Origin of the sequence: Mesorhizobium sp. KACC 23794, assembly GCF_052180275.1 — a bacterium.
Classification (GTDB): Bacteria; Pseudomonadota; Alphaproteobacteria; order Rhizobiales; family Rhizobiaceae; genus Kumtagia.
Map to the genome: position 1 here is coordinate 3,292,694 of NZ_CP197465.1, position 18,804 is coordinate 3,311,497.

General features: G+C 64.5%; 17 protein-coding genes. 9 read left to right on the forward strand and 8 right to left on the reverse strand.

What is annotated here, in order from left to right; genetic code table 11:
- Nucleotides 1-126 precede the first annotated feature (126 nt).
- Both ACSBOB_RS16075 and ACSBOB_RS16080 read right to left on the reverse strand, forming a co-directional pair.
- Nucleotides 127-2,700, reverse strand: a complete 2,574-nt coding sequence (locus tag ACSBOB_RS16075; RefSeq protein WP_442583382.1) for a GcvT family protein — start codon at nt 2,698-2,700, stop codon at nt 127-129.
- A 103-nt stretch (nt 2,701-2,803) separates the two neighbouring features.
- Nucleotides 2,804-4,381 (reverse strand): trimethylamine methyltransferase family protein, encoded by a 1,578-nt coding sequence (locus tag ACSBOB_RS16080; RefSeq protein WP_442583383.1) that lies wholly within the window; start codon nt 4,379-4,381, stop codon nt 2,804-2,806.
- 93 nt (nt 4,382-4,474) lie between these two features.
- Between ACSBOB_RS16080 and solA the strand changes: the two genes are divergently transcribed.
- The 6 genes from solA (at nt 4,475) to ACSBOB_RS16110 (ending at nt 10,880) form a co-directional block, all read left to right on the forward strand.
- Entirely contained in the window at nt 4,475-5,620 is a 1,146-nt protein-coding gene (gene solA / locus ACSBOB_RS16085) for an N-methyl-L-tryptophan oxidase (protein WP_442583384.1), read from the forward strand.
- Between the two features lie 385 nt (nt 5,621-6,005).
- On the forward strand, nt 6,006-7,187 hold the full coding sequence (locus tag ACSBOB_RS16090) for an MFS transporter (RefSeq protein ID WP_442583385.1): 1,182 nt from the start codon (nt 6,006-6,008) through the stop codon (nt 7,185-7,187).
- Complete coding sequence (locus ACSBOB_RS16095) at nt 7,184-8,362, forward strand: MFS transporter (protein ID WP_442583386.1); 1,179 nt, start codon at nt 7,184-7,186, stop codon at nt 8,360-8,362. The genes ACSBOB_RS16090 and ACSBOB_RS16095 overlap by 4 nt, the downstream gene beginning before the upstream one ends.
- 204 nt (nt 8,363-8,566) lie before the next feature.
- The gene (locus ACSBOB_RS16100; protein WP_442583387.1) at nt 8,567-9,949 is read left to right on the forward strand and encodes an aspartate aminotransferase family protein; all 1,383 of its coding nucleotides are present in this window, start codon (nt 8,567-8,569) and stop codon (nt 9,947-9,949) included.
- A 76-nt stretch (nt 9,950-10,025) separates the two neighbouring features.
- Nucleotides 10,026-10,436 (forward strand): carboxymuconolactone decarboxylase family protein, encoded by a 411-nt coding sequence (locus tag ACSBOB_RS16105; RefSeq protein WP_442583388.1) that lies wholly within the window; start codon nt 10,026-10,028, stop codon nt 10,434-10,436.
- A gap of 75 nt (nt 10,437-10,511) precedes the next feature.
- Complete coding sequence (locus tag ACSBOB_RS16110) at nt 10,512-10,880, forward strand: hypothetical protein (RefSeq protein ID WP_442583389.1); 369 nt, start codon at nt 10,512-10,514, stop codon at nt 10,878-10,880.
- A gap of 48 nt (nt 10,881-10,928) precedes the next feature.
- Here the strand turns inward: ACSBOB_RS16110 and ACSBOB_RS16115 are convergent, their stop codons facing one another.
- From ACSBOB_RS16115 to ACSBOB_RS16125, 3 genes are all read right to left on the reverse strand, one after another.
- Entirely contained in the window at nt 10,929-11,225 is a 297-nt protein-coding gene (locus tag ACSBOB_RS16115) for an HdeA/HdeB family chaperone (protein ID WP_442583390.1), read from the reverse strand.
- Between the two features lie 378 nt (nt 11,226-11,603).
- Nucleotides 11,604-12,488, reverse strand: coding sequence for a 3-hydroxyisobutyrate dehydrogenase (gene mmsB, locus ACSBOB_RS16120; protein WP_442583391.1), 885 nt, complete (start codon nt 12,486-12,488; stop codon nt 11,604-11,606).
- A 174-nt stretch (nt 12,489-12,662) separates the two neighbouring features.
- A complete protein-coding gene (locus ACSBOB_RS16125; protein ID WP_442583392.1) occupies nt 12,663-13,829 on the reverse strand; it encodes an isobutyryl-CoA dehydrogenase in 1,167 nt (388 codons plus the stop codon).
- Nucleotides 13,830-13,943: 114 nt separating this feature from the next.
- Here ACSBOB_RS16125 and ACSBOB_RS16130 point away from each other — a divergent pair, with 114 nt between their 5' ends.
- Nucleotides 13,944-14,543: a dimethylsulfonioproprionate lyase family protein gene (locus tag ACSBOB_RS16130; RefSeq protein ID WP_442583393.1), complete on the forward strand. Its 600-nt coding sequence runs from the start codon at nt 13,944-13,946 to the stop codon at nt 14,541-14,543.
- Between the two features lie 2 nt (nt 14,544-14,545).
- Complete coding sequence (locus tag ACSBOB_RS16135; protein WP_442583394.1) at nt 14,546-16,015, forward strand: cobyric acid synthase; 1,470 nt, start codon at nt 14,546-14,548, stop codon at nt 16,013-16,015.
- 46 nt (nt 16,016-16,061) lie between these two features.
- Here ACSBOB_RS16135 and ACSBOB_RS16140 read toward each other — a convergent pair whose 3' ends face one another.
- From ACSBOB_RS16140 to ACSBOB_RS16150, 3 genes are all read right to left on the reverse strand, one after another.
- Nucleotides 16,062-16,472 (reverse strand): cupin domain-containing protein, encoded by a 411-nt coding sequence (locus ACSBOB_RS16140; protein ID WP_442583395.1) that lies wholly within the window; start codon nt 16,470-16,472, stop codon nt 16,062-16,064.
- A 5-nt stretch (nt 16,473-16,477) separates the two neighbouring features.
- Entirely contained in the window at nt 16,478-16,900 is a 423-nt protein-coding gene (locus ACSBOB_RS16145; protein WP_442583396.1) for a VOC family protein, read from the reverse strand.
- A gap of 78 nt (nt 16,901-16,978) precedes the next feature.
- Nucleotides 16,979-17,812, reverse strand: coding sequence for a helix-turn-helix domain-containing protein (locus ACSBOB_RS16150; protein WP_442583397.1), 834 nt, complete (start codon nt 17,810-17,812; stop codon nt 16,979-16,981).
- 272 nt (nt 17,813-18,084) lie between these two features.
- Here ACSBOB_RS16150 and ACSBOB_RS16155 point away from each other — a divergent pair, with 272 nt between their 5' ends.
- Entirely contained in the window at nt 18,085-18,741 is a 657-nt protein-coding gene (locus ACSBOB_RS16155) for a glutathione S-transferase family protein (protein WP_442583748.1), read from the forward strand.
- Nucleotides 18,742-18,804: the final 63 nt, after the last annotated feature.

Sequence of the window (18,804 nt, forward strand, 5' to 3'; positions counted from 1 at the left end):
CCCCCTTGTGGGGAGGGTCGCCCGCAGGGCGGGGTGGGGGTCTTTTGAAGCCGCACGAAAATCATTCTACCCTCACCCCGGCCGGCTTTGCCGTCCGACCCTCCCCACAAGGGGGAGGGTAAAGTGCTACCCGCGCATCTTCTCGCCCGCCGGGTCGAATAGCGGCTCGCGGTTAATGCGTGCGGGCCGGCGGTGGCCGAGAATCTCGACCTCGAACATCCCTTCGCTCTCGTCGTCGGCGAGTTCAGCAGGCACATAACCCTGCGCCAGCGACTTTTCGACGAAATGCGCGAAGCCGCCCGACGTCACCCAGCCGACCACCGACCATTCGCCGTCATGGATGCCGCGCACGGCGGATGCGCCGGTTGCCGCAGTCGAGCCGCGAACAGGCTTGCCGGCCGCATCGAAGCGCGGGGCGCCGAAATCGTGGGTCTTGCCGACGGTGCCGAAATCCTTGCCGTTGACCTTCGCCCAGATCGGCTCGTCGCCCATCACGTCGGCGTCGAGTGCGTCGACGATCAGCGAGACGCGTCTGAGTTTCGGTCCCTCCTCCTTTTCCTTCGCCGCTGCGTCGCGGCCGATGAAGTCGTTCTTTTCGAGGCGGATGAAACGGTCCATCGCTCCCTCGAACGGGCCGTAGATCGGACGAAGCTCGCGGAACCAGGTCGGAAAATTCTTTTCCAGACGCATGGAGAGCAAAGCGCGCATGCCGAAATCGACGATGCCGAATTCCTGGCCGGCAGCTTTGATCGCCGCATAGACCAGCCGCTGGTAGGCCGGCTGCATCCATATCTCGTAACCTAAATCGCCCGTATAGGTGACGCGGTTGACCATTGCCGGCGCGCCGCCGACCGCCATCTCGCGGAAATCCATGAACTTGAACGCCTTGGTCGAAACGTCTTCGTCGACCAGTTTCTGCAGCAGCGCCTGCGCCTTCGGGCCGGCGATGGAGAGGCCGACGAGCGTCTGGTCGAAGCGGTGGATTTTTACGCTGCCGTCCTTCGGCAAATGCTTCTCGAACCAGCGCATATGGTATTTCTGCGCAGCCGACGAGCCGAAGATCATGAAACGCTCTTCGCCAGCGCGAGCGATGGTGAAGTCGCCGATCAGTTTTCCGAATTCGTTGAGCATCGGCGTCAGCACGATGCGGCCCTTCTTCGGCATGCGGTTGGTCATCAGCCGGTTCAAGAAATCCTCGGAACCGCTTCCGCTGACTTCATATTTGGCAAAGTTGGCGATCTCGGTCACGCCGACGCTGTCGCGCACGGCGCGTACTTCGTTGCCGATATGCTCGAAATCGTTGGAGCGGTGGAAGGACACGATGTCCTTCGGTTCCGTTCCCTTCGGCGCAAACCACAGCGGGGTCTCCAGGCCCCAGGAATCACCCATGGCCGCATTCTGCGCCACCATGATGTCGTAGAGCGGCGTTGTTTGTGCCGGCCTTGCGGCCGGAAGCTCTTCATTGGGGAAGCGGATCGAGAAACGGCGCGAATAGTTTTCGCGCACCTTTGCGTTGGTGTAGCGCAGGCTCGCCCACTCGCCCCAGCGCGCCACGTCCATGCCCCACACGTCGAAGCCGGGATCGCCATTGACCATCCAGTTGGACAGCGCCAGCCCGACGCCGCCGCCTTGGGAAAACCCGGCCATAACGCCGCAGGCCACCCAGAAATTGGTCAGGCCCTGCACCGGGCCGACCAGCGGGTTGCCGTCCGGCGCAAAGGTGAAGGGACCATTGATGATCTGCTTGATGCCGGCCTTCTCGATGCCCGGGAAATGCTTGAAGCCGATCTCCAGCGACGGCGCGATGCGGTCGAGGTCGGGCGGCAGCAGCTCGTGGCCGAAATCCCAGGGCGTGTTGACCGGGGACCACGGCTTGCAGGCCTTTTCATAAGTGCCGAGCAGGATGCCGTTGCGTTCCTGGCGGGTGTAGATCTCGCCCTTGAAGTCGAGCACGCCGACCATCTCGCGGCCGGTGTCCCTGTTGAACGCCTCGACCTCCGGCATGGGCTCGGTAAGCAGGTACATATGCTCCATGGCCAGCACCGGCAGTTCGACGCCGACCATGCGGCCGATCTCGCGTGCCCACAGGCCGCCGCAATTGACGACATGCTCGGCATGCACGACGCCTTGTTCGGTGATGACGTTCCAAGTGCCGTCCGGCTGCTGCGTCAATTCCTTGACCGGATTGCGCAGCACGATCTCGGCGCCCAGCTTCTTCGCCGCCTTGGAATAGGCGATGGTCGTGCCGGAGGGGTCGAGATGGCCCTCGACCGGGTCCCACATGGCGCCGACGAAATTCGTCTCGTCCATCAGCGGGAACATCGCCTTGGCCTCGGACGGCGTGATCAGTTCTGTGTCCATGCCGAGATAGCGGCCTTTTGCGTGCGCCAGCCGCAGGAAGTCCATGCGTTCCGGCGTGTCGGCCATCATCACGCCGCCGGTCAGATGCAGCGAGCAGGACTGGCCGGAAATTTCCTCAAGTTCCTTGTAGAGCTGCACCGTATAGGCCTGCAGCTTGGCGACGTTGGGGTCGCCGTTCAGCGTGTGGAAGCCGCCGGCCGCATGCCAGGACGAGCCGGAGGTGAGTTCCGAGCGCTCGATCAGCATGATGTCGGTCCAACCGGCTCGGGCGAGGTGATAAAGCACCGAGCAGCCGACGACACCGCCGCCGATGACAACCGCTTTAACGTGGGATTTCATATAGTTAGGTCCGTGCGTTGGGAGAGTGAATCAAATACGCCGCAGAGCAACTGTCTCTTAATCAGCGGGTCAAGGCGAGTGAAGGAACACCGTCATTTATCGATCAAAAATCCGTCGGCGCGCCGCCTTCGGCGCGGCGCTTGTCGACGAAGGCGTCGAGTTCCTCGCGGATGGAGGGGTCCATCCACGGTTCCTCGTAGCTCGCCAGCCGCTCCTTCCAGACGCGGTTGGCTTTTTCCATCGCGGTCGGAGAACCCGCTTCCGCCCAGGTCTCGAAATTGCGCCAGTCGGAGATGATCGGCGAGTAGAAGGCGGTCTTGTAGCGGTCCTGCGTGTGCTGGGTGCCGAAGAAATGGCCGCCTGGGCCTACGGACTGGATGGCGTCGAAGCCGAGCGCATCGTCGGAGAGATCGAGCGGCGTCAGGAATTCGGCCACCATCTGCAACAGGTCGATGTCGAGAATGGTCTTCTCGTAGGAGCAGCGAAGCCCGCCCTCCAGCCAGCCGGCGCCGTGCAGCATGAAGTTTGCGCCCGCTTGGATCGCCCCCCACAGCGAGAACACGCTTTCATAGGCCGCCTGCGCGTCGACCGTGTTGGCGGCGCAGGTGTTGGAGGTGCGGTAGGGGATCTTGTAACGCCGCGCCAGTTGCCCGCCGACCAGTTGCGCCTTCATATATTCTGGCGTGCCGAAGGCCGGCGCGCCCGACTTCATGTCGACATTGGAGGTGAAGCCGCCATAACCCACCGGCGCACCCTTCCTGACCATCTGGGTGAAGGCGATGCCGGCCAGCGCCTCGGCGTTCTGCTGCACCAGCGCGCCGGCGATGGTGACCGGCGCCATGGCGCCCGACAGCGTGAACGGCGTGACGATGACCACCTGGCCGGCGGACGACATCTGGATGATGCCCTCCATCATCGGCACGTCGAGTTTTAGCGGCGAGTTGGTGTTGATGATGGTGTAGACCGACGGCTCCTCCAGCAACTGCTCGTGGCTGATGCCGCGGGCGATGCGGGTGATCTCGATGCCGTCGACGTTGCGCTCCTTGCCCAGCGAATAGATGTGAAAGACCTTGTCGGTCAGCGTCGCGAGATCGCGGATGCATTCGAGGTGGCGCACCGACGGGTGGATGTCGATCGGCTCGACCGGATAGCCGCCGGTGGTGTTCAATATATTGTGCATCTGCGCCAACCGCAGGAAATTGCGGAAGTCGCGCTGGTTTCCGGGGCGGCGGCCGCCGTCGAGGTCCGAGCAGTTGGGCGCCGAGGCCATCTGCGACAGCACGAGGTTGTTGCCGCCGAAGCGAACATTATGCGCGGGATTGCGCGCGTGGATGGTGAATTCGGACGGGGCGTGCGCGACCAGCTCGAGGATCATGGCGGCGTCGAAACGCACGCGGTCCGAGCCTTCACGCACGTCGGCGCCGTGCTCCTTCATGATCTTGCGCGCGCCCTCATGCAGCACGTCGACGCCGATCTCCTTCAGCACGCGCAGCGAGGCGAGGTGGATGGATTCCAGTTCGTCGTCGGAGATCAGTTTTGTCGGCTGGAACGGAATCTTGAGCTGCCGGAACGGCGGCTGCTCGAACGTGGCCGAACCCCGGGCGCGGCTTCCCGCTCGCCCGCCGCGACGGGTGCGTTCGGTGGCCACGGCCGGCTCCGCTGGCTGGACGGCTGCGTTCATGCTGGTCCTCACTCATGCTATTCGAGCGGCATAATGGACCGGTCACAAAGCCGCCATTGCGGAGGCGGCGACCCGTTGGGCGAGGGAAGCGACATGACGCAGGGACCAGCAGCAGGCACGTACGACGTTGCCGTCATCGGGCTTGGCGCCATGGGCAGCGCGGCGCTGTTCCACCTCGCGCGGCGCGGCGTGCGGGCCATCGGCATCGAGCAGTTCCGGCCCGGCCACGATCGCGGCTCTTCGCATGGCGAATCGCGGGCGATCCGGTTGGGGTATTTCGAGCACCCATCCTATGTGCCGCTGGTGCGCCGCGCCTATGAGAACTGGCGGGAACTGGAAAACCTGACCGGCGAGATGGTGCTGACCGTCACCGGCATTCTGGAGGCGGGCAAGCCGGGTGGCATGCTGGTCCAGGGTTCGCTCGAAGCCTGCCGGCTGCACGGCCTCGACTACGAACTGCTCGATCCAGCCGAAGTCGCGCGCCGCTTTCCCGCCATCCGGCTGCCGGAAAACTACTCGGCCATGTTCCAGCCGCAGGGCGGTTTTGTGCGGCCGGACCTCGCCAACGCCCTGCATCTCGGTCTTGCGAAGGAGACCGGCGCGACGGTCCTTGCGGACACCAGGGTTATGGCGGTCGAGCCGCACGGGCAGGGCGTGCGCGTGGTGCTCGCCGACCGCGCCATCGAGGCGGGTTCGGTCGTCATCGCGGCCGGACCGTGGATCGCGGAACTCGTGCCGGAACTCAAGCCGAAGCTGTTCCTGAACCGCATGGTGCTCACCTGGTACGAGCCTAGGCGGCCGGACCTGTTCGCGCTCGGGGCGCTTTCCGTGTTCGCCGTCGAGGGCGAGGACGACCTCGTCTACGGCTTTCCGGATTTCGCCGGCCTCGGCTTCAAATGCGCCTCGCATTTCGGCAGCGGCCGGTTGACGACAGCCGACGAGGCGCGCCAGGATGCCGGCCCTGAGGACGAGGCGCGGACGCGGCGGTTCCTGGAACGCTACCTGCCGGATGGAGCGGGACGCCTCAAGGCGATGAAGACCTGCATCTACACGATGACGCCTGACGAGGATTTCGTCATCGACCGCCTGCCGGACGACCCGCGCATCGTCGTCGCCTCGCCCTGTTCCGGCCACGGCTTCAAATTCGCCAGCGTGGTCGGAGAGATCGTCGCCGACCTCGCGACGGTCGGCGAGACGCGGCATGATATCGGACGGTTCAGGATGGGGAGGTGGGATTAAGGCAGTAGGGGAGTAGGGCAGTAGGGCAGTAGGGGAGTAGGGCAGTAGGGCAGTAGGGCAGTAGGGCAGTAGGGCAGTAGGGCAGTAGGGCAGTAGGGCAGTAGGGCAGTAGGGATAGCCGCTCCCAGAGTTCTGCCCGCGAGCGCCATCGGATTTGCGCAACGGGGCCGTCCGCTAGGTCTGTTGACTTCAATGCAGGTTCGCGACCTTCCCCTACTCCCCTACTCCCCTACTCCCCTACTCCCCTACTCCCCTACTCCCCTACTCCCCTACTCCCCCTCCGCCGGCTCCTGGCAGGTCGAAATCGTCTGCCTGCCGCAGTGTGCTTTGCGGCTCGCCGTGGCAAGCAGCCGGCTCCTTTGCCGCTGGAGCTTAACCCCGACCCATGACGGCAGAAAATCCGCCGACGACCGAATCCTCCGTGATGCCCGTCGCCGCCATCGCCGGCATCATCGCGACGGTGGCGGTGTTCGCGATCAGCCAGGGGCTCTCCTATCCGCTGCTCAGCTTCATCCTGCAGCGGCAAGGCCTGTCTCCGGCGATGATCGGCGTGTCCGCGGCGATGACGCCGCTCGGCTTCATCGTCTCCTCCTTCTTCATTCCCGCCCTGTCGCGGCGGTTCGGCGCGGCCCGGCTGGCGCTGGCTTGCGCGGCGTTCGCTGCCTTGCTGCTGGTCGCCATCGCTACCTGGCAGGACGTGTGGACGTGGTTTCCGCTGCGTTTCCTGCTCGGCTTCGCCGCCAACCCGCTCTACGTGATCAGCGAGACCTGGATGATTGCCATGGCGCCACCCGCCAGGCGCGGCCGGTTGATGGGCATCTATGCCTCGATCGTCTCGGCGGGTTTTGCCATCGGGCCTCTGACGCTGGCGCTGGTCGGCACCGAGGGCTGGCCGCCTTTCCTCGTCGGCATCGCGGCTTTCGTGCTGTGTGGTGCGATCCTGATTGCGGTGCTGCCGCGCATGCCCGAAATGCAGGACGAGAAGCAGCCGACGTCGGTCGCCGGCTTCGTACTGGTCGCGCCGCTGCTGCTTTTCGCGGTGTTCACCGCGGCGGCCTTCGAGCAGGCGCTGCTGGCGCTGTTTTCCGTCTATGGCGAGGCATACGGCAGTTCTGAACAAAGGATATCCGCGCTGCTCGCGGTGTTCATCGCCGGCAACGTCGCCTTGCAGATCCCGCTCGGCGCCCTGGCCGAGCGGTTCGGCGCGCCGCGTGTCATGTTGCTCTGCGCGTTGTCTGCGGCGGCCGGTTGCGCGCTGTTGCCAATGCTGCTCTCCACGCTGCTGATCTGGCCGGTGGCCTTCGTCTGGGGCGCCTTCGCCTTCGGCATCTACACGATGGGCCTGATCCAACTCGGCGAAAAATTCTCCGGCGCGATGCTGATGACCGGCAACGCTGCCTTTGCGCTCGCCTGGGGAACCGGCGGCATAGCCGGGCCACCGTTTGCCGGCACGGTGATGGACCTGATCGGCATGGAGGGGCTGCCGCTGGCGCTGGCACTGCTCTGCGGCGCGCTGGCGGTGGGGGTGATTGTTAGCCTGTCGTCGCGGCGGAGCATGGCCGGATGAACGAGCCCGTCGCTGAGGCCGAAGCGGGCGCTTCGCCAAGATGGGGGGCACTTGCCGGCGTCACGGCGGCGCTCGCCGTGTTCGGCGCCGCGCAAGGGCTGAGCTATCCGCTGTTCACGATCCTGATGCAGCGGCAAGGAATGTCGCCGGCGCTCATCGGGATCTCGGCCGCGATGATGCCGCTTGGGTTGATCCTGTCCGCATCGCTGGTGCCGAGCGCGGTCAGGCTCTTCGGCGCTCGAAACCTTGCCGTCGGTTGCGCCATCGCCGGGGCGCTGTGCTTCATCGCCATCGGCGCGCTGCAGAACGGGTTCGCCTGGTTCGCGATCCGCTTCCTGATCGGTTTCGTCATCAATCCGCTCTATGTGCTTGGCGAAGTCTGGGCGCTGGCGCTGGCGCCGCCCGCGCAACGCGGCCGCGTCATGGGCGTCTTCAATTCCCTCATGGGTGCGGGTTACGCCGTCGGGCCGCTGACGCTGACCTTCGTCGGCACCGACGGCTGGCCGCCGTTCCTGATCGGGATTGCAGGCTTCGCCTGCTGCGCGGTGATCCTCGGCCTCGTGTCCTCGTCGCTGACAGGCTTCGAGAAGGACGGAGAAGTATCCGGCGGGTTTTTCTTTTTCGTGCGCACCGCGCCGGCGCTGCTCACGGCCGTGCTCGTCTCGGCCGCGGTACAGCAAAGCACCTATTCGCTGATGCCGGTGTTCGGCAGTTCGTTCGGATTGGCGGCGGCGACGCTGGCCGCGTTGATTACCGCCCTGTCGATGGGCAACATCGTGCTGCAGATCCCACTCGGCCTCGCAGCCGAGAAAGTCGGCGCGCGCTTCATGATCATCTTCTGCGCGGTGGCCACCGGAACCTGCGCGTTGCTGCTCGGCCCGTTGATCCTCACGCCATTCATCTGGCCGCTTCTTGTGGTCATGGGCGGTGTCGGTTACGGCGTCTACACGATGGCGCTGGTAGAACTCGGCAACCGCTTCAGGGGCTCGGCCCTGGTGGCCGGCAACGCCGCCTTCGCGCTGCTTTGGGGCGTCGGCGGCATCGTCGGCCCGCCTAGCGCCGGCGCGCTAATGCAGGCGATCGGGCCCTCCGGCCTGCCGATCGTCATTGCTGGCCTGACCGGCCTTCTGGTGGCGCTGGCGCTCTATCGCTCTACGCATCGGCGCTGGGCTTGAACGTTTGCCGGAAGGTCGACTAAAGTTCCGCCATGCTCCGCAACCGGCATCGCAGCGATGGTCACATCTCGACCCCGTCGAGCCGGACCATCCATGCCGAGTTGCTCCGCCTCTGCGCCCGCATCGGCTATTCGCCGCCGGCCTCGCGTCGCTGAATTCGTCCCGACTTTTGCCGGATAGAATCAAGACATGAGGCTAAAACCAATGACTTACCAGAACTATTCGCTGAAGCAGTTGCAGCAGATCGATGCCGCGCACCATCTGCATCCGTTCACCGACCACAAGGAACTGCGCGCCGCCGGCAGCCGCATGATCGTGCGCGCTGACGGGCCGTTCATCTACGATTCGGAAGGCAACGAGATTTTGGACGGCATGGCCGGCCTGTGGTGCGTCAATGTCGGCTACGGCCGCGACGAACTGGCGGAAGCTGCCTACAAGCAGATGAAGGAGCTACCCTACTACAACGCCTTCTTCCGCTGCTCGACGCCGACGCCGATCCTGTTGGCGAAGAAGATCGCCGAACTTGCGCCAAAGGGCGTCAATCAGGTGTTCTTCGGCTCGTCCGGCTCGGAGTCCAACGACACGGCGCTGAGGCTGGTGCGCCACTATTGGGCGCTGGAGGGCAAGCCCGAGAAAAACCGCATCATCTCGCGCAAGAACGCTTATCACGGTTCGACCATCGCCGGCACGTCGCTGGGCGGCATGGATCTGATGCACGGGCAACTCGGCGGCGCGGTGCCGAACATCGTGCATGTCATGATGCCCTACGCCTTCGAACTGGCGCTGCCCGGCGAGAGCGATCACGATTTCGGCCTGCGCGCGGCCAAGGCCGTCGAGGACGCCATCCTCGAAGCCGGCGCCGACAAGGTCGCGGCCTTTATCGGCGAGCCGGTGATGGGCGCAGGCGGCGTGAAGATACCGCCGGCGAGCTACTGGCCGGAGGTGCAGCGCATCTGCCGCAAATACGACGTGCTGCTGATGCTCGACGAGGTGATCACCGGCTACGGGCGCACCGGCAACTGGTTCGCCGCCGAGACTTTTGGCATCGAGCCGGACACCATCACCACCGCCAAGGCGCTGACCTCCGGCTACCAGCCGCTGTCGGCGCTGCTGGTCGGCGACCGCATTGCCGGTGTGCTGGAGGAGAAGGGCGGCGAGTTCCACCACGGCTATACCTATTCCGGGCACCCGGTGGCCTGCGCGGTCGGGCTCGCCAATCTCGAGATCATCGAGCGGGAAGGGCTGGTCGAGCGGGTGCGCGACGACACCGGGCCGTATTTCGCGAAGATGCTGAAGGAGCGAGTGGCGGGTAATCCGCTGGTCGGCGAGGTGCGCAGCGTCGGCCTGATGGGCGCGATCGAGATCGTCAAGGACAAGGCGACTTGCGAGCGTTTTCTTCCAGCCGGCAGCGCCGCGGTCACCATTCGCGACCACGCCATCGCGCAAGGCATGATGATGCGAGCGACCGGCGACACGATGATCCTGTCGCCGCCGATCATGTGGACGCGCGAGACAGTCGACATGGCAGGCGACCGGATCGCCAAGGCGCTGGATCTGGCGCTGGCGGATTTGCGCAAAGCGGCGTAACCGCGAAACAGGATTGAAACCTCACGGGGCGGAGCGTCGGCTCCGCCCCGCAAGATCTCTACACGGAGAAATGCGAATGGCTGGCAAGGCGCTGGTGACGTTGGTGGAATACGAGATGGCCGGCGCCGAGGTGCGCGCCGTCTACGACGACATCATGGAAACGCGAAAATCCGACTGGATCAACAATTTCTGGAAGGTGCTGGCGCATGATCCGGCGCTGCTGAAGCGCACCTGGGACTCGATTAGGCAGGTGATGGCGCCCGGCGCGCTCGACCCGCTGACCAAGGAACTGATCTACATCGCGGTATCGGCCACCAATGGGTGCGAATACTGCACCTATTCGCACACGGCCGGCGCGCGCGCCAAGGGCATGACGGAAGAGCAGTTCATGGAAGTGCTTTCGGTGGTTGGCATGGCCAATGAAACCAATCGGCTGGCCAATGCGTTGCGTCCTCCGGTCGATGTGCAATTCCAGCCGCACGATTGAGCGGACGTTCGATTTTCCGCTGTCTGTCCATATGTTTAGCGATCGATTCCGAACCTTTTCGAGGGATGTTCCATCATGGCAAGACACCGCGCGGGAAATCTCCGCAATGCCGCCGAAGTGGCGTCCAACCTGATGCTGGCGCCGATGGTGATGTGGATGCGGATGCCACTGCTTGCCAGCGAGGCCAACGCCGGCGCCGGCGGGATGGAGACCATGCGGGCCGTGAGCGAAAAGGGCATGGCGATGGCACAAGGCATGGCCGCGGCCCAGGTGTCCGTTGCGGGCGCGGCCATGCGCTTCTGGCCGGAACTGCTGTCCGGCAGGACGCCGTCCATGCTGAACGGCGTCGCGGCCGAACAGGCGCTGCACGCCGCGCTGAAGCCTGCCGGCAAGGCGGTGAAGGCAAATTATCGTCGGCTGAGCGCGCGATCCAAGGGCGCGTGACGGACGCGCGCCGCAGGATTTTTCGGGCGGCTCACGCCCGGACCGGGATCAGGTGCCCGAAACTTCCTTGATGGCGTTGAGCACGCTCATTTCGGCGTTTTCCTGGCAATAGGTGACGGTATCGCCCACTGTCTTGCCGAGCACGTCGGGGTCCATGGAAAGCTCTTCCTCGGTGCCTGCGGTGTAGCCCGCGACCCAGGTCAGGATGAAGGACACCTCGTCGGCCTTCATGCTCATCAGTTGCGCGCAGGAGATGGTCGACATGTCGACGGGTTCCGACGAGGCAGGCGCAGCCGACAGGGCGGCAGCCAGCATGGTGATTGGCGCCAGGCGCAGAAATTTCATGAAAGGTCCCCCACAGAAAACGACGCGTCATGTGCGTCGCTCTTTTCATAACGCGGCGAACATGCCCCGCAAGTTGCCGGCATGACAAAAGCGTTGGATTGTCGGCGGAAATTCCGGATTTCGGGCACACAAATTGGAAAAACCGCGCCTTTCGATGGGCGAAAGGGCGCGGTCTTGCCAAAGCTACGCATGGCCTTCGCTACGCATTACACTGCGAAGATGACGGCTCCGGTACGCGATACCTGATCCGGAGCGTGAGAGCGGCTGCGAGGACCGTTCTGAGTTGTTTGTAACCGGACAATCTTACTGCAGGGTTAGCGAGAGCTTAAGCAAACCTAAACATGGGGATTTTCGGCCTTAACAGGAACGATTTCGCGATTACGCAACGTCACCGCGCAGCATGCGGATGATGCCGGAAAAATCGTCGCCGGCATGACCCAGGCCCGAGAACAGCGCGTAGAGCTGTGCGGCCTGCGCGCCGAGCGGCGTGGCGACGCCGGACGATTGCGCGGCCTCCTGCGCCAGCTTCAGATCCTTCAGCATGAGCGCCGCTGCGAAGCCGGGCTTGTAGTCGCGATTGGCCGGCGAGGTCGGCACCGGGCCGGGGACGGGGCAATATGTGGTCAACGACCAGCATTGCCCCGAAGACGTGGAGGCGACGTCGAACAGCGCCTGGTGCGTCAGGCCGATTTTTTCGGCCAGCACGAAGGCCTCGGCGACGCCGATCATCGAGATGCCGAGGATCATGTTGTTGCAGATCTTTGCCGCCTGGCCGGTGCCGGCGTCGCCGCAATGGACGATGCGCCCGGCCATCGGCTTCAGCACGGGCTCGGCCTTGGCGAAGGCCTCGGCGCTGCCGCCGGCCATGAAGGTCAGCGTGCCGGCGACGGCGCCGCCGGTGCCGCCGGAGACCGGCGCGTCCACCGAAAGCAGGCCGCGCCGCGCCGCGATGCCGTGCGCCTTCCGCGCCGATTCGATGTCGATGGTCGAACTGTCGATCAAGAGTGTGCCGTCGCCGAGTTGCGGGACGATGTCCTCATAGACCGAGACGACATGTTTTCCGGCCGGCAGCATGGTGATGACGACCTCGGCATCCCTGACCGCCGCGCCGGCATTGGCCATCACCGTGACGCCATTGTCACGCGCCGTGGCGAGATTGTCGGGCATGAGGTCGAAACCCTGCACCGAGTGTCCGGCCTTCACCAGATTGGCCGCCATCGGGTTGCCCATGTTGCCGAGGCCGATGAATGCGATGGTTGTCATGCTTGGGGGCTCCTGTGGGCAGAGGGGTTAAAGTGGCAGTAGGCAGTGGGCAATAGGCAGTAGGGAAACAAGAAACAGGTGAGGGAGGGAGGAAACTGGAGAGCCGGCAGCCGGTGGCTGAAAGAGGATCGACTTTATTCTATTCCTACTGCCGACTGCCTATTCCCTACTGCCCTATTTTCCCACCAACGCCCGCGCCACGATCATCCGCATGATCTCGTTGGTGCCTTCGAGGATCTGGTGGACGCGTAGATCGCGCACCAGCTTCTCGACGCCGTAATCGTGCAGATAGCCGTAGCCGCCATGCACCTGGAGTGCGTCGTTGGCGACCTGGAAACCGATATCGGTGACGAAACGTTTTGCCATCGCCGACCATTTTCCGGCTTCCGGGCTTTTCGCATCGAGTTTTGAGGCAGCGGCGTAGAGGAAGACACGCGCCGCCTGGAGTTCCGTCTCCATGTCGGCCAGCTTGAATTGCAGCGCCTGAAATTCGCGGATTGCCTTGCCGAAAGCCTTTCGCTCGCCGGCATAGGCGACTGCCTTGTCGAGCGCCGACTGCGCTCCGCCCAGCGAGCAGGCGCCGATGTTCAGACGGCCGCCATCGAGGCCGGCCATGGCGATGGAGAAGCCGGCGCCTTCGTCGGAAAGCCGGTTCGCCACCGGCACACGGCAGTCGGAAAAGATGACCTGGCGGGTGGACTGCATGTGCCAGCCCATCTTGCTCTCGACCGCACCGAAAGAGAGGCCGGGCGCGCCCTTTTCGACCACCAGCGTCGAGATGCCTTTCGGCCCGTCTGCGCCGGTGCGGACCATGACGACATAGATGTCGCTGTCTCCCGCGCCGGAGATGAACTGTTTGGTGCCGTTGAGCACATAGTGATCGCCGTCGCGCACGGCTCGGGTCTTCAGCGCGGCGGCGTCGGAACCCGAGCCGGGCTCAGTCAGGCAATAGCTGGCGAGCCATTCCAAGGAAGTCAGCTTCGGCAGGAAGCGCCGGCGCTGTTCCTCGCTGCCGAAGCGGTCGACCATCCATGCGCCCATATTGTGGATGGAGATGAATGACGCGAAGCCAGGGCAGGCATGCGACAGCGCCTCGAACACCAGCACCGCGTCGAGCCGTTTCAGGCCCGAGCCGCCGACATCGTCGCGGACATAGATGCCGCCGAAGCCGAGCGGCCCGGTCTCGCGGATCACGTCGGCGGGAAAATGCTTGTTTCTGTCCCAGTCGAGCGCGTTGGGTGCGACGCGGTCGGCGGCGAAGGCTTCGGCCGTCTCCTTGATCGCGCGCTGGTCCTCGTTCAGATCGAACTGACTGGCGACCGAATCGATGACGGCGTCCATGGCGTCCTCCCTGACGTTTTTTCTATGCCTTGCCGGCAATCTAGACCAATGATGCCGCCGCGCAACCGACCCCGCCGCGTATCGGTTGTGCAAAATTTAATGACCGAGGTTTGCGTGACGACGACTGCCGCGACTCTGCTCCAGACGTTCCGGGATCATCTGGCCGGCGTGGCCGACGCGGTGCCGGCGCGTTTTATTCCCGGTACAGGCGATTCGATGGACGAACGGCGACTCATGCCGAAGCCGCTGGCCTGCCTTGTCCATCTCCGCCGGATTGCCGAGATCGCGGCAGGGCCGGCAAAACCGTTGGCCGACATGCTCTTGCGCGATGCCGATGGGCTGCATTGGGGGCAGACCTACACCGCGGCGGATTTCGGCCAGGATTTCATCGACAATTACGGCTGGCTCGAAGTTTTTGGCACGCGCGGGCATTTCGTCCATGACGGAATCGCGGCGGGATTTCTGCTGCTCGGGCCGTATGTGCATTATCCCGATCACCATCACTTCGCGGAAGAGATCTACATTCCGCTGACGTGTGGCACCGAGTGGCGCAAGGCCGGCGGCGATTTTGTGCGGCGAAAGGCGGGTGAGATCATCCACCACCCGTCTGATGTCAGCCACGCCATGCGCACCGGCGACGAGCCGCTGCTTGCCATCTATCTCTGGCGCGGCGGGCCGCTGGCGCAGCGCTCGGTCATCGGCGGAGGCTACTGAGCATGGCGCGCGCCGTCATGCTGCAGGGAACCGGCTCGGATGTCGGCAAGACCGTATTGGTCGCCGGGCTGTGCCGGGCGGCGCTCAGGCGCGGGCTGAAGGTAAAACCGTTCAAGCCGCAGAACATGTCGAACAACGCGGCGGTGGCCGACATTCCCGGTGAGCAGGGCGGCGGCGAGATCGGCCGCGCGCAATGGCTGCAGGCGATCGCCTGCGGGGTCGAACCCTCTGTCCACATGAACCCGGTGCTGCTGAAGCCGCAGAGCGACATCGGCTCGCAGATTATCGTGCAGGGCAAGATGTACGGACAGGCCAAGGCCCGCGACTACCAGGCGCTGAAGCCGAAACTGATGGATGCCGTTATGGACTCCTGGCGTAGGGTTAGAGAGGGCGCCGACCTCGTCATCGTCGAGGGTGCGGGTTCGCCCGCCGAGATCAACCTTCGGCCGCGCGACATCGCCAATATGGGTTTCGCGACGCGCGCCGATGTGCCGGTCATCCTGGTCGGCGATATCGACCGCGGCGGGGTGATCGCCTCGGTCGCCGGCACGCATCTGATCCTGCCCGACGAAGACCGCAACATGGTCGCCGGCTACCTCATCAACAAGTTCCGCGGCGATGCCTCGCTGTTCGACGACGGCATCAAGGCCATCGAAAACTTTACCGGCTGGCGCTGTTTCGGGGTGGTGCCGTGGCTGAAGTCCGCCGCCATGCTTCCCTCCGAGGATTCGGTGGTGCTGGAAAGGCTCGCAGCAGGCGAGCGGCGGGCGCTGAAGGTCGCGGTGCCGATGCTGGCGCGCATCGCCAATTTCGACGATCTCGACCCGCTGAAGGCCGAGCCGCAGGTCGAGGTCGTGTTTGTGCCGCCTGGCGAGCCTCTGCCGGCGGATGCCGGGCTTGTCGTCATCCCTGGCTCGAAATCCACCATTGCCGATCTGATCGAATTCCGCCGGAATGGCTGGGACGACGACCTCGCTGCCCACCGCCGGTGCGGCGGCCATGTCGTCGGCATATGCGGTGGTTTCCAGATGCTCGGCCGCGTCGTGCGCGATCCCGACGGCATCGAGGGTTCTGTGCGCGAGACGCCGGGCCTCGGCCTGCTCGATATCGAGACGGTGATGGAGCCGGAAAAGACCGTGCGCAACGTGACCGCCCGCTCGCTCGCCTTCGACGCGCCGCTCGCCGGCTACGAGATTCATCTTGGCCGCACTTTTGGCCCGGATTGCCTGCGGCCGACGACGATGATCGACGGCGTGGAGGATGGGGCGACCTCGGCGGACGGAAAGGTGTTTGGCACCTACATGCACGGCCTGTTTTCGGCGGATCTTTTCCGTGCACGGTTCCTCGAAAGCCTGGGCGTAAAGGGCGGCGGCATTGATTACCGTGCCGAGGTCGAGCGCGCGCTTGACGAGGTGGCTGCCGAATTGGAACGGCATCTCGACTGCGACGCGATCTTTGCGCTGGCGCGATGAGGAACGCGCATCCGTAGGTGTTCCAGCGGAGTGGGAGGCTCCTGGGCTATCCGTTCGTCGCTGCCTGCTCCTCGAACCACTTCACAACCGCCGGCATATTCGTCTCGAAGCCTCCCGGCACGAACACGTTGAAAAGCCCCATCGGCTCTCCAGTGCGGTTGGCGAAATCGTGCGTCAACCCGGCCGGGATTAAGAAAAAGGAACCGCGCGGGGCGTCGATCCAGCGGTCGCCGACCAGCAGCGCGGCGGTGCCTTCGATGACGTAGAAGATCTCGTCATTGGCCGCATGGCTGTGGGCGCCCGGACCGGCGCTGTGTGGCTCGACCCACCATTCGGAGATCGAATAGCGGTTGCCGGTCTCGGCGCCGTCGGCCTTGAAGACGGCACGCATGGCCGGCATGGCGTAGGCGCGGCCCTCGTCTGGGCCGAGCACGATCGGGGCGAGAGGAGCGGTCATCGCGCTCAAGCCTTGTCGGTCGGCTTCGGCCAATAGGTGCCGAAGGACCAGACATTGCCCTCAGGATCGGCGCATATGAAGTCACGGCTGCCATAGTCGCGGTCGGTGGGCTCTTCCAATATTTTCGCCCCAGCCGCCCTGGCGCGTTCGCAGACGGCGTCGGTGTCCTCTACCGCAACATAGACGCTCTTGCCGCCGTTCTGGCCGGGTCCGCCGACCATCGCGCCATATGGGTCGTCGCGCACGCTGCCCAGCATGATCATCGACGACCCGAAGACCATCTGTGCGTGGGCGACGTGATCGCCGTCCATGTATTTGGCGTGGACGGCGAAGCCGAAGGCTTTCTCCAGCCAGTCGATCATCCTCGCCGCGTCGCGGTAGCGGAAGGTCGGGTAGATGCGCGGCGGTTCGATTGCCTTGTCGGCCATGTCTTCCTCCTGTGGTTCACCTGCTTTGGTAAGCCACAATGTGGCGGAACGGTTGCCCGGTCTTGAAGGAATGTAACGTCAGGCGAAAGCTTCGGCCCGCCATGCTGCCGGCGAGATGCCGGCCAGCGCCTGGAATTCGCGGGTAAGGTGCGCCTGGTCGGAAAAGCCGCAATCGGCGGCTATGCCGGCCCAATTCTCGCCGCCGATCCGTGCCGCGGCGAGCGCCCGGTTGAAACGGACGATGCGGGCGATCGATTTCGGCCCGAGGCCGATCTCGGCATGGAAGCGGTCGGCGAGGTGCTTTCGACTCCAGCCGGCATGCGCCGCCAGCCGTGACACGGAAACCTGTCCGCCCGAAGCGTCGATCCGGGCGAAGGCTTCGCGGATTTCGGCCGGTTGGGGTTTGCCGTCGCCGATGCGCGAGGTGACGAAATCGACGGCAAGCGCGAAGCGGGTGTCCCAATCCGGCGTGTTGCCGAGACGCTCGCGCAGCGCGGCGCCTTCGTTGCCGAGCACGTCGTCCAGCAGCACCATGCGGTCGGCGAGCTCATGCATCGGGAACCTGAAGAACCGCCGCGCCCCGAGCGGTGAAAAATCGATCTGCAGGCAGTGCGAGGCGCCGAAGGATTTGATCAGCACCGGTCCGGCGAACAGGCCGGCGGCGAAGCTGGCGATACGGTCGGCTTCGGTGGGATCGCGGCCGAGGCCGATGGAAAACGGCTCGCCGAAGCTGATGATCAGCGGCACGGTCAGCGATGCCGTCTCGCGCATGCGGACATGCCGGCGCACCGTCTCGCGATAGCCGGTGATGCGGGTGACGACGCCTTCCAGCGGGCCGCCGGGGCGAAGCTCGACGACTTCTACGCCGGCCGGCGGCGAGGGCGGCGGTGTGGGCAAAGGAGACGGCGGCATCCAAAACTCCCTGGACGCAGCCTATCAAGGGACCGGCCAAGCGTCAAAACGCAGTTTGTCAGGCCGCGCCAATAGAACTCCGTCTCGATCGAAGCGCACCACGATGGTCCCCGAAGGCCGCCACAAGAAATTTCTCTTGGCCGGTGTCGGAGTTCGGGCTCGTCGGTCGTCCTCCGCTTGCCACCTTCGAACAGGCAGATGACGGGATGAGCACACCGGTCTCGATCCCGTAGGTCTGGAACGATGACGGCATGAAACGCCTGGAGCTTCGAATGACTCCCACCATCACAGCGTTTGAACAGTCGCCCGATCGCGGTCAGGGCATGGCGCGCGACATGCGCGTTCGCTGGGCGCTCGAAGAAGTCGGCCAAGTCTACGACGTCCGCCTTGTTTCGTTCAAAGCGATGAAGGAAGCCGCCCACCTCGCGCTTCAGCCTTTCGGGCAGATCCCGACCTACGAGGAAGGTGATCTCGCCCTGTTCGAGACCGGGGCAATCGTATTGCATATAGCGGATCGCAATACCGGCCTTCTGCCTGCCGATGCGAACGCCTGGTCCCGCGCCATCACATGGATGTTTGCTGCGCTCAACACGCTGGAGCCGCCGATCCTGGAGCTTGAGCAAGCTCCGTATCTGGACGGCGACAAGCCTTGGCACAGCGGGCGCATGCGGATGCTCGAGGATCGGGTCCGCTTCCGGCTGGACCAGCTTTCGAGCCGGCTCGGCAATGCCGACTGGCTGGAGGGCGCATTCAGCGCCGGTGACCTCCTGATGGCAACGGTCCTGCGCAGGTTGGAAGGATCGGGCCTGTTGGAGGAATATCCGAACCTTTCCGCCTACGTCGCCCGCGCCATGGCGCGACCCGCATACAGGCGTGCTTTCGACGCCCAGTTGGCGGTGTTCACCGCCGCGTCGACCGGCGCCGAATGATCATCTTGCAGGCGTTGCCGTGGAACGTCGGATGGATGCGCGCATTCCACGGGCTGACTGAAG

Bases quoted from the DNA above. Each gene is read 5' to 3' on its own strand.
- ACSBOB_RS16075 (WP_442583382.1), bottom strand. From the start codon at position 2,700: ATGAAATCCCACGTTAAAGCGGTTGTCATCGGCGGCGGTGTCGTCGGC.
- ACSBOB_RS16080 (WP_442583383.1), bottom strand. From the start codon at position 4,381: ATGAACGCAGCCGTCCAGCCAGCGGAGCCGGCCGTGGCCACCGAACGC.
- solA (WP_442583384.1), top strand. From the start codon at position 4,475: ATGACGCAGGGACCAGCAGCAGGCACGTACGACGTTGCCGTCATCGGG.
- ACSBOB_RS16090 (WP_442583385.1), top strand. From the start codon at position 6,006: ATGACGGCAGAAAATCCGCCGACGACCGAATCCTCCGTGATGCCCGTC.
- ACSBOB_RS16095 (WP_442583386.1), top strand. From the start codon at position 7,184: ATGAACGAGCCCGTCGCTGAGGCCGAAGCGGGCGCTTCGCCAAGATGG.
- ACSBOB_RS16100 (WP_442583387.1), top strand. From the start codon at position 8,567: ATGACTTACCAGAACTATTCGCTGAAGCAGTTGCAGCAGATCGATGCC.
- ACSBOB_RS16105 (WP_442583388.1), top strand. From the start codon at position 10,026: ATGGCTGGCAAGGCGCTGGTGACGTTGGTGGAATACGAGATGGCCGGC.
- ACSBOB_RS16110 (WP_442583389.1), top strand. From the start codon at position 10,512: ATGGCAAGACACCGCGCGGGAAATCTCCGCAATGCCGCCGAAGTGGCG.
- ACSBOB_RS16115 (WP_442583390.1), bottom strand. From the start codon at position 11,225: ATGAAATTTCTGCGCCTGGCGCCAATCACCATGCTGGCTGCCGCCCTG.
- mmsB (WP_442583391.1), bottom strand. From the start codon at position 12,488: ATGACAACCATCGCATTCATCGGCCTCGGCAACATGGGCAACCCGATG.
- ACSBOB_RS16125 (WP_442583392.1), bottom strand. From the start codon at position 13,829: ATGGACGCCGTCATCGATTCGGTCGCCAGTCAGTTCGATCTGAACGAG.
- ACSBOB_RS16135 (WP_442583394.1), top strand. From the start codon at position 14,546: ATGGCGCGCGCCGTCATGCTGCAGGGAACCGGCTCGGATGTCGGCAAG.
- ACSBOB_RS16140 (WP_442583395.1), bottom strand. From the start codon at position 16,472: ATGACCGCTCCTCTCGCCCCGATCGTGCTCGGCCCAGACGAGGGCCGC.
- ACSBOB_RS16145 (WP_442583396.1), bottom strand. From the start codon at position 16,900: ATGGCCGACAAGGCAATCGAACCGCCGCGCATCTACCCGACCTTCCGC.
- ACSBOB_RS16150 (WP_442583397.1), bottom strand. From the start codon at position 17,812: ATGCCGCCGTCTCCTTTGCCCACACCGCCGCCCTCGCCGCCGGCCGGC.
- ACSBOB_RS16155 (WP_442583748.1), top strand. From the start codon at position 18,085: ATGACTCCCACCATCACAGCGTTTGAACAGTCGCCCGATCGCGGTCAG.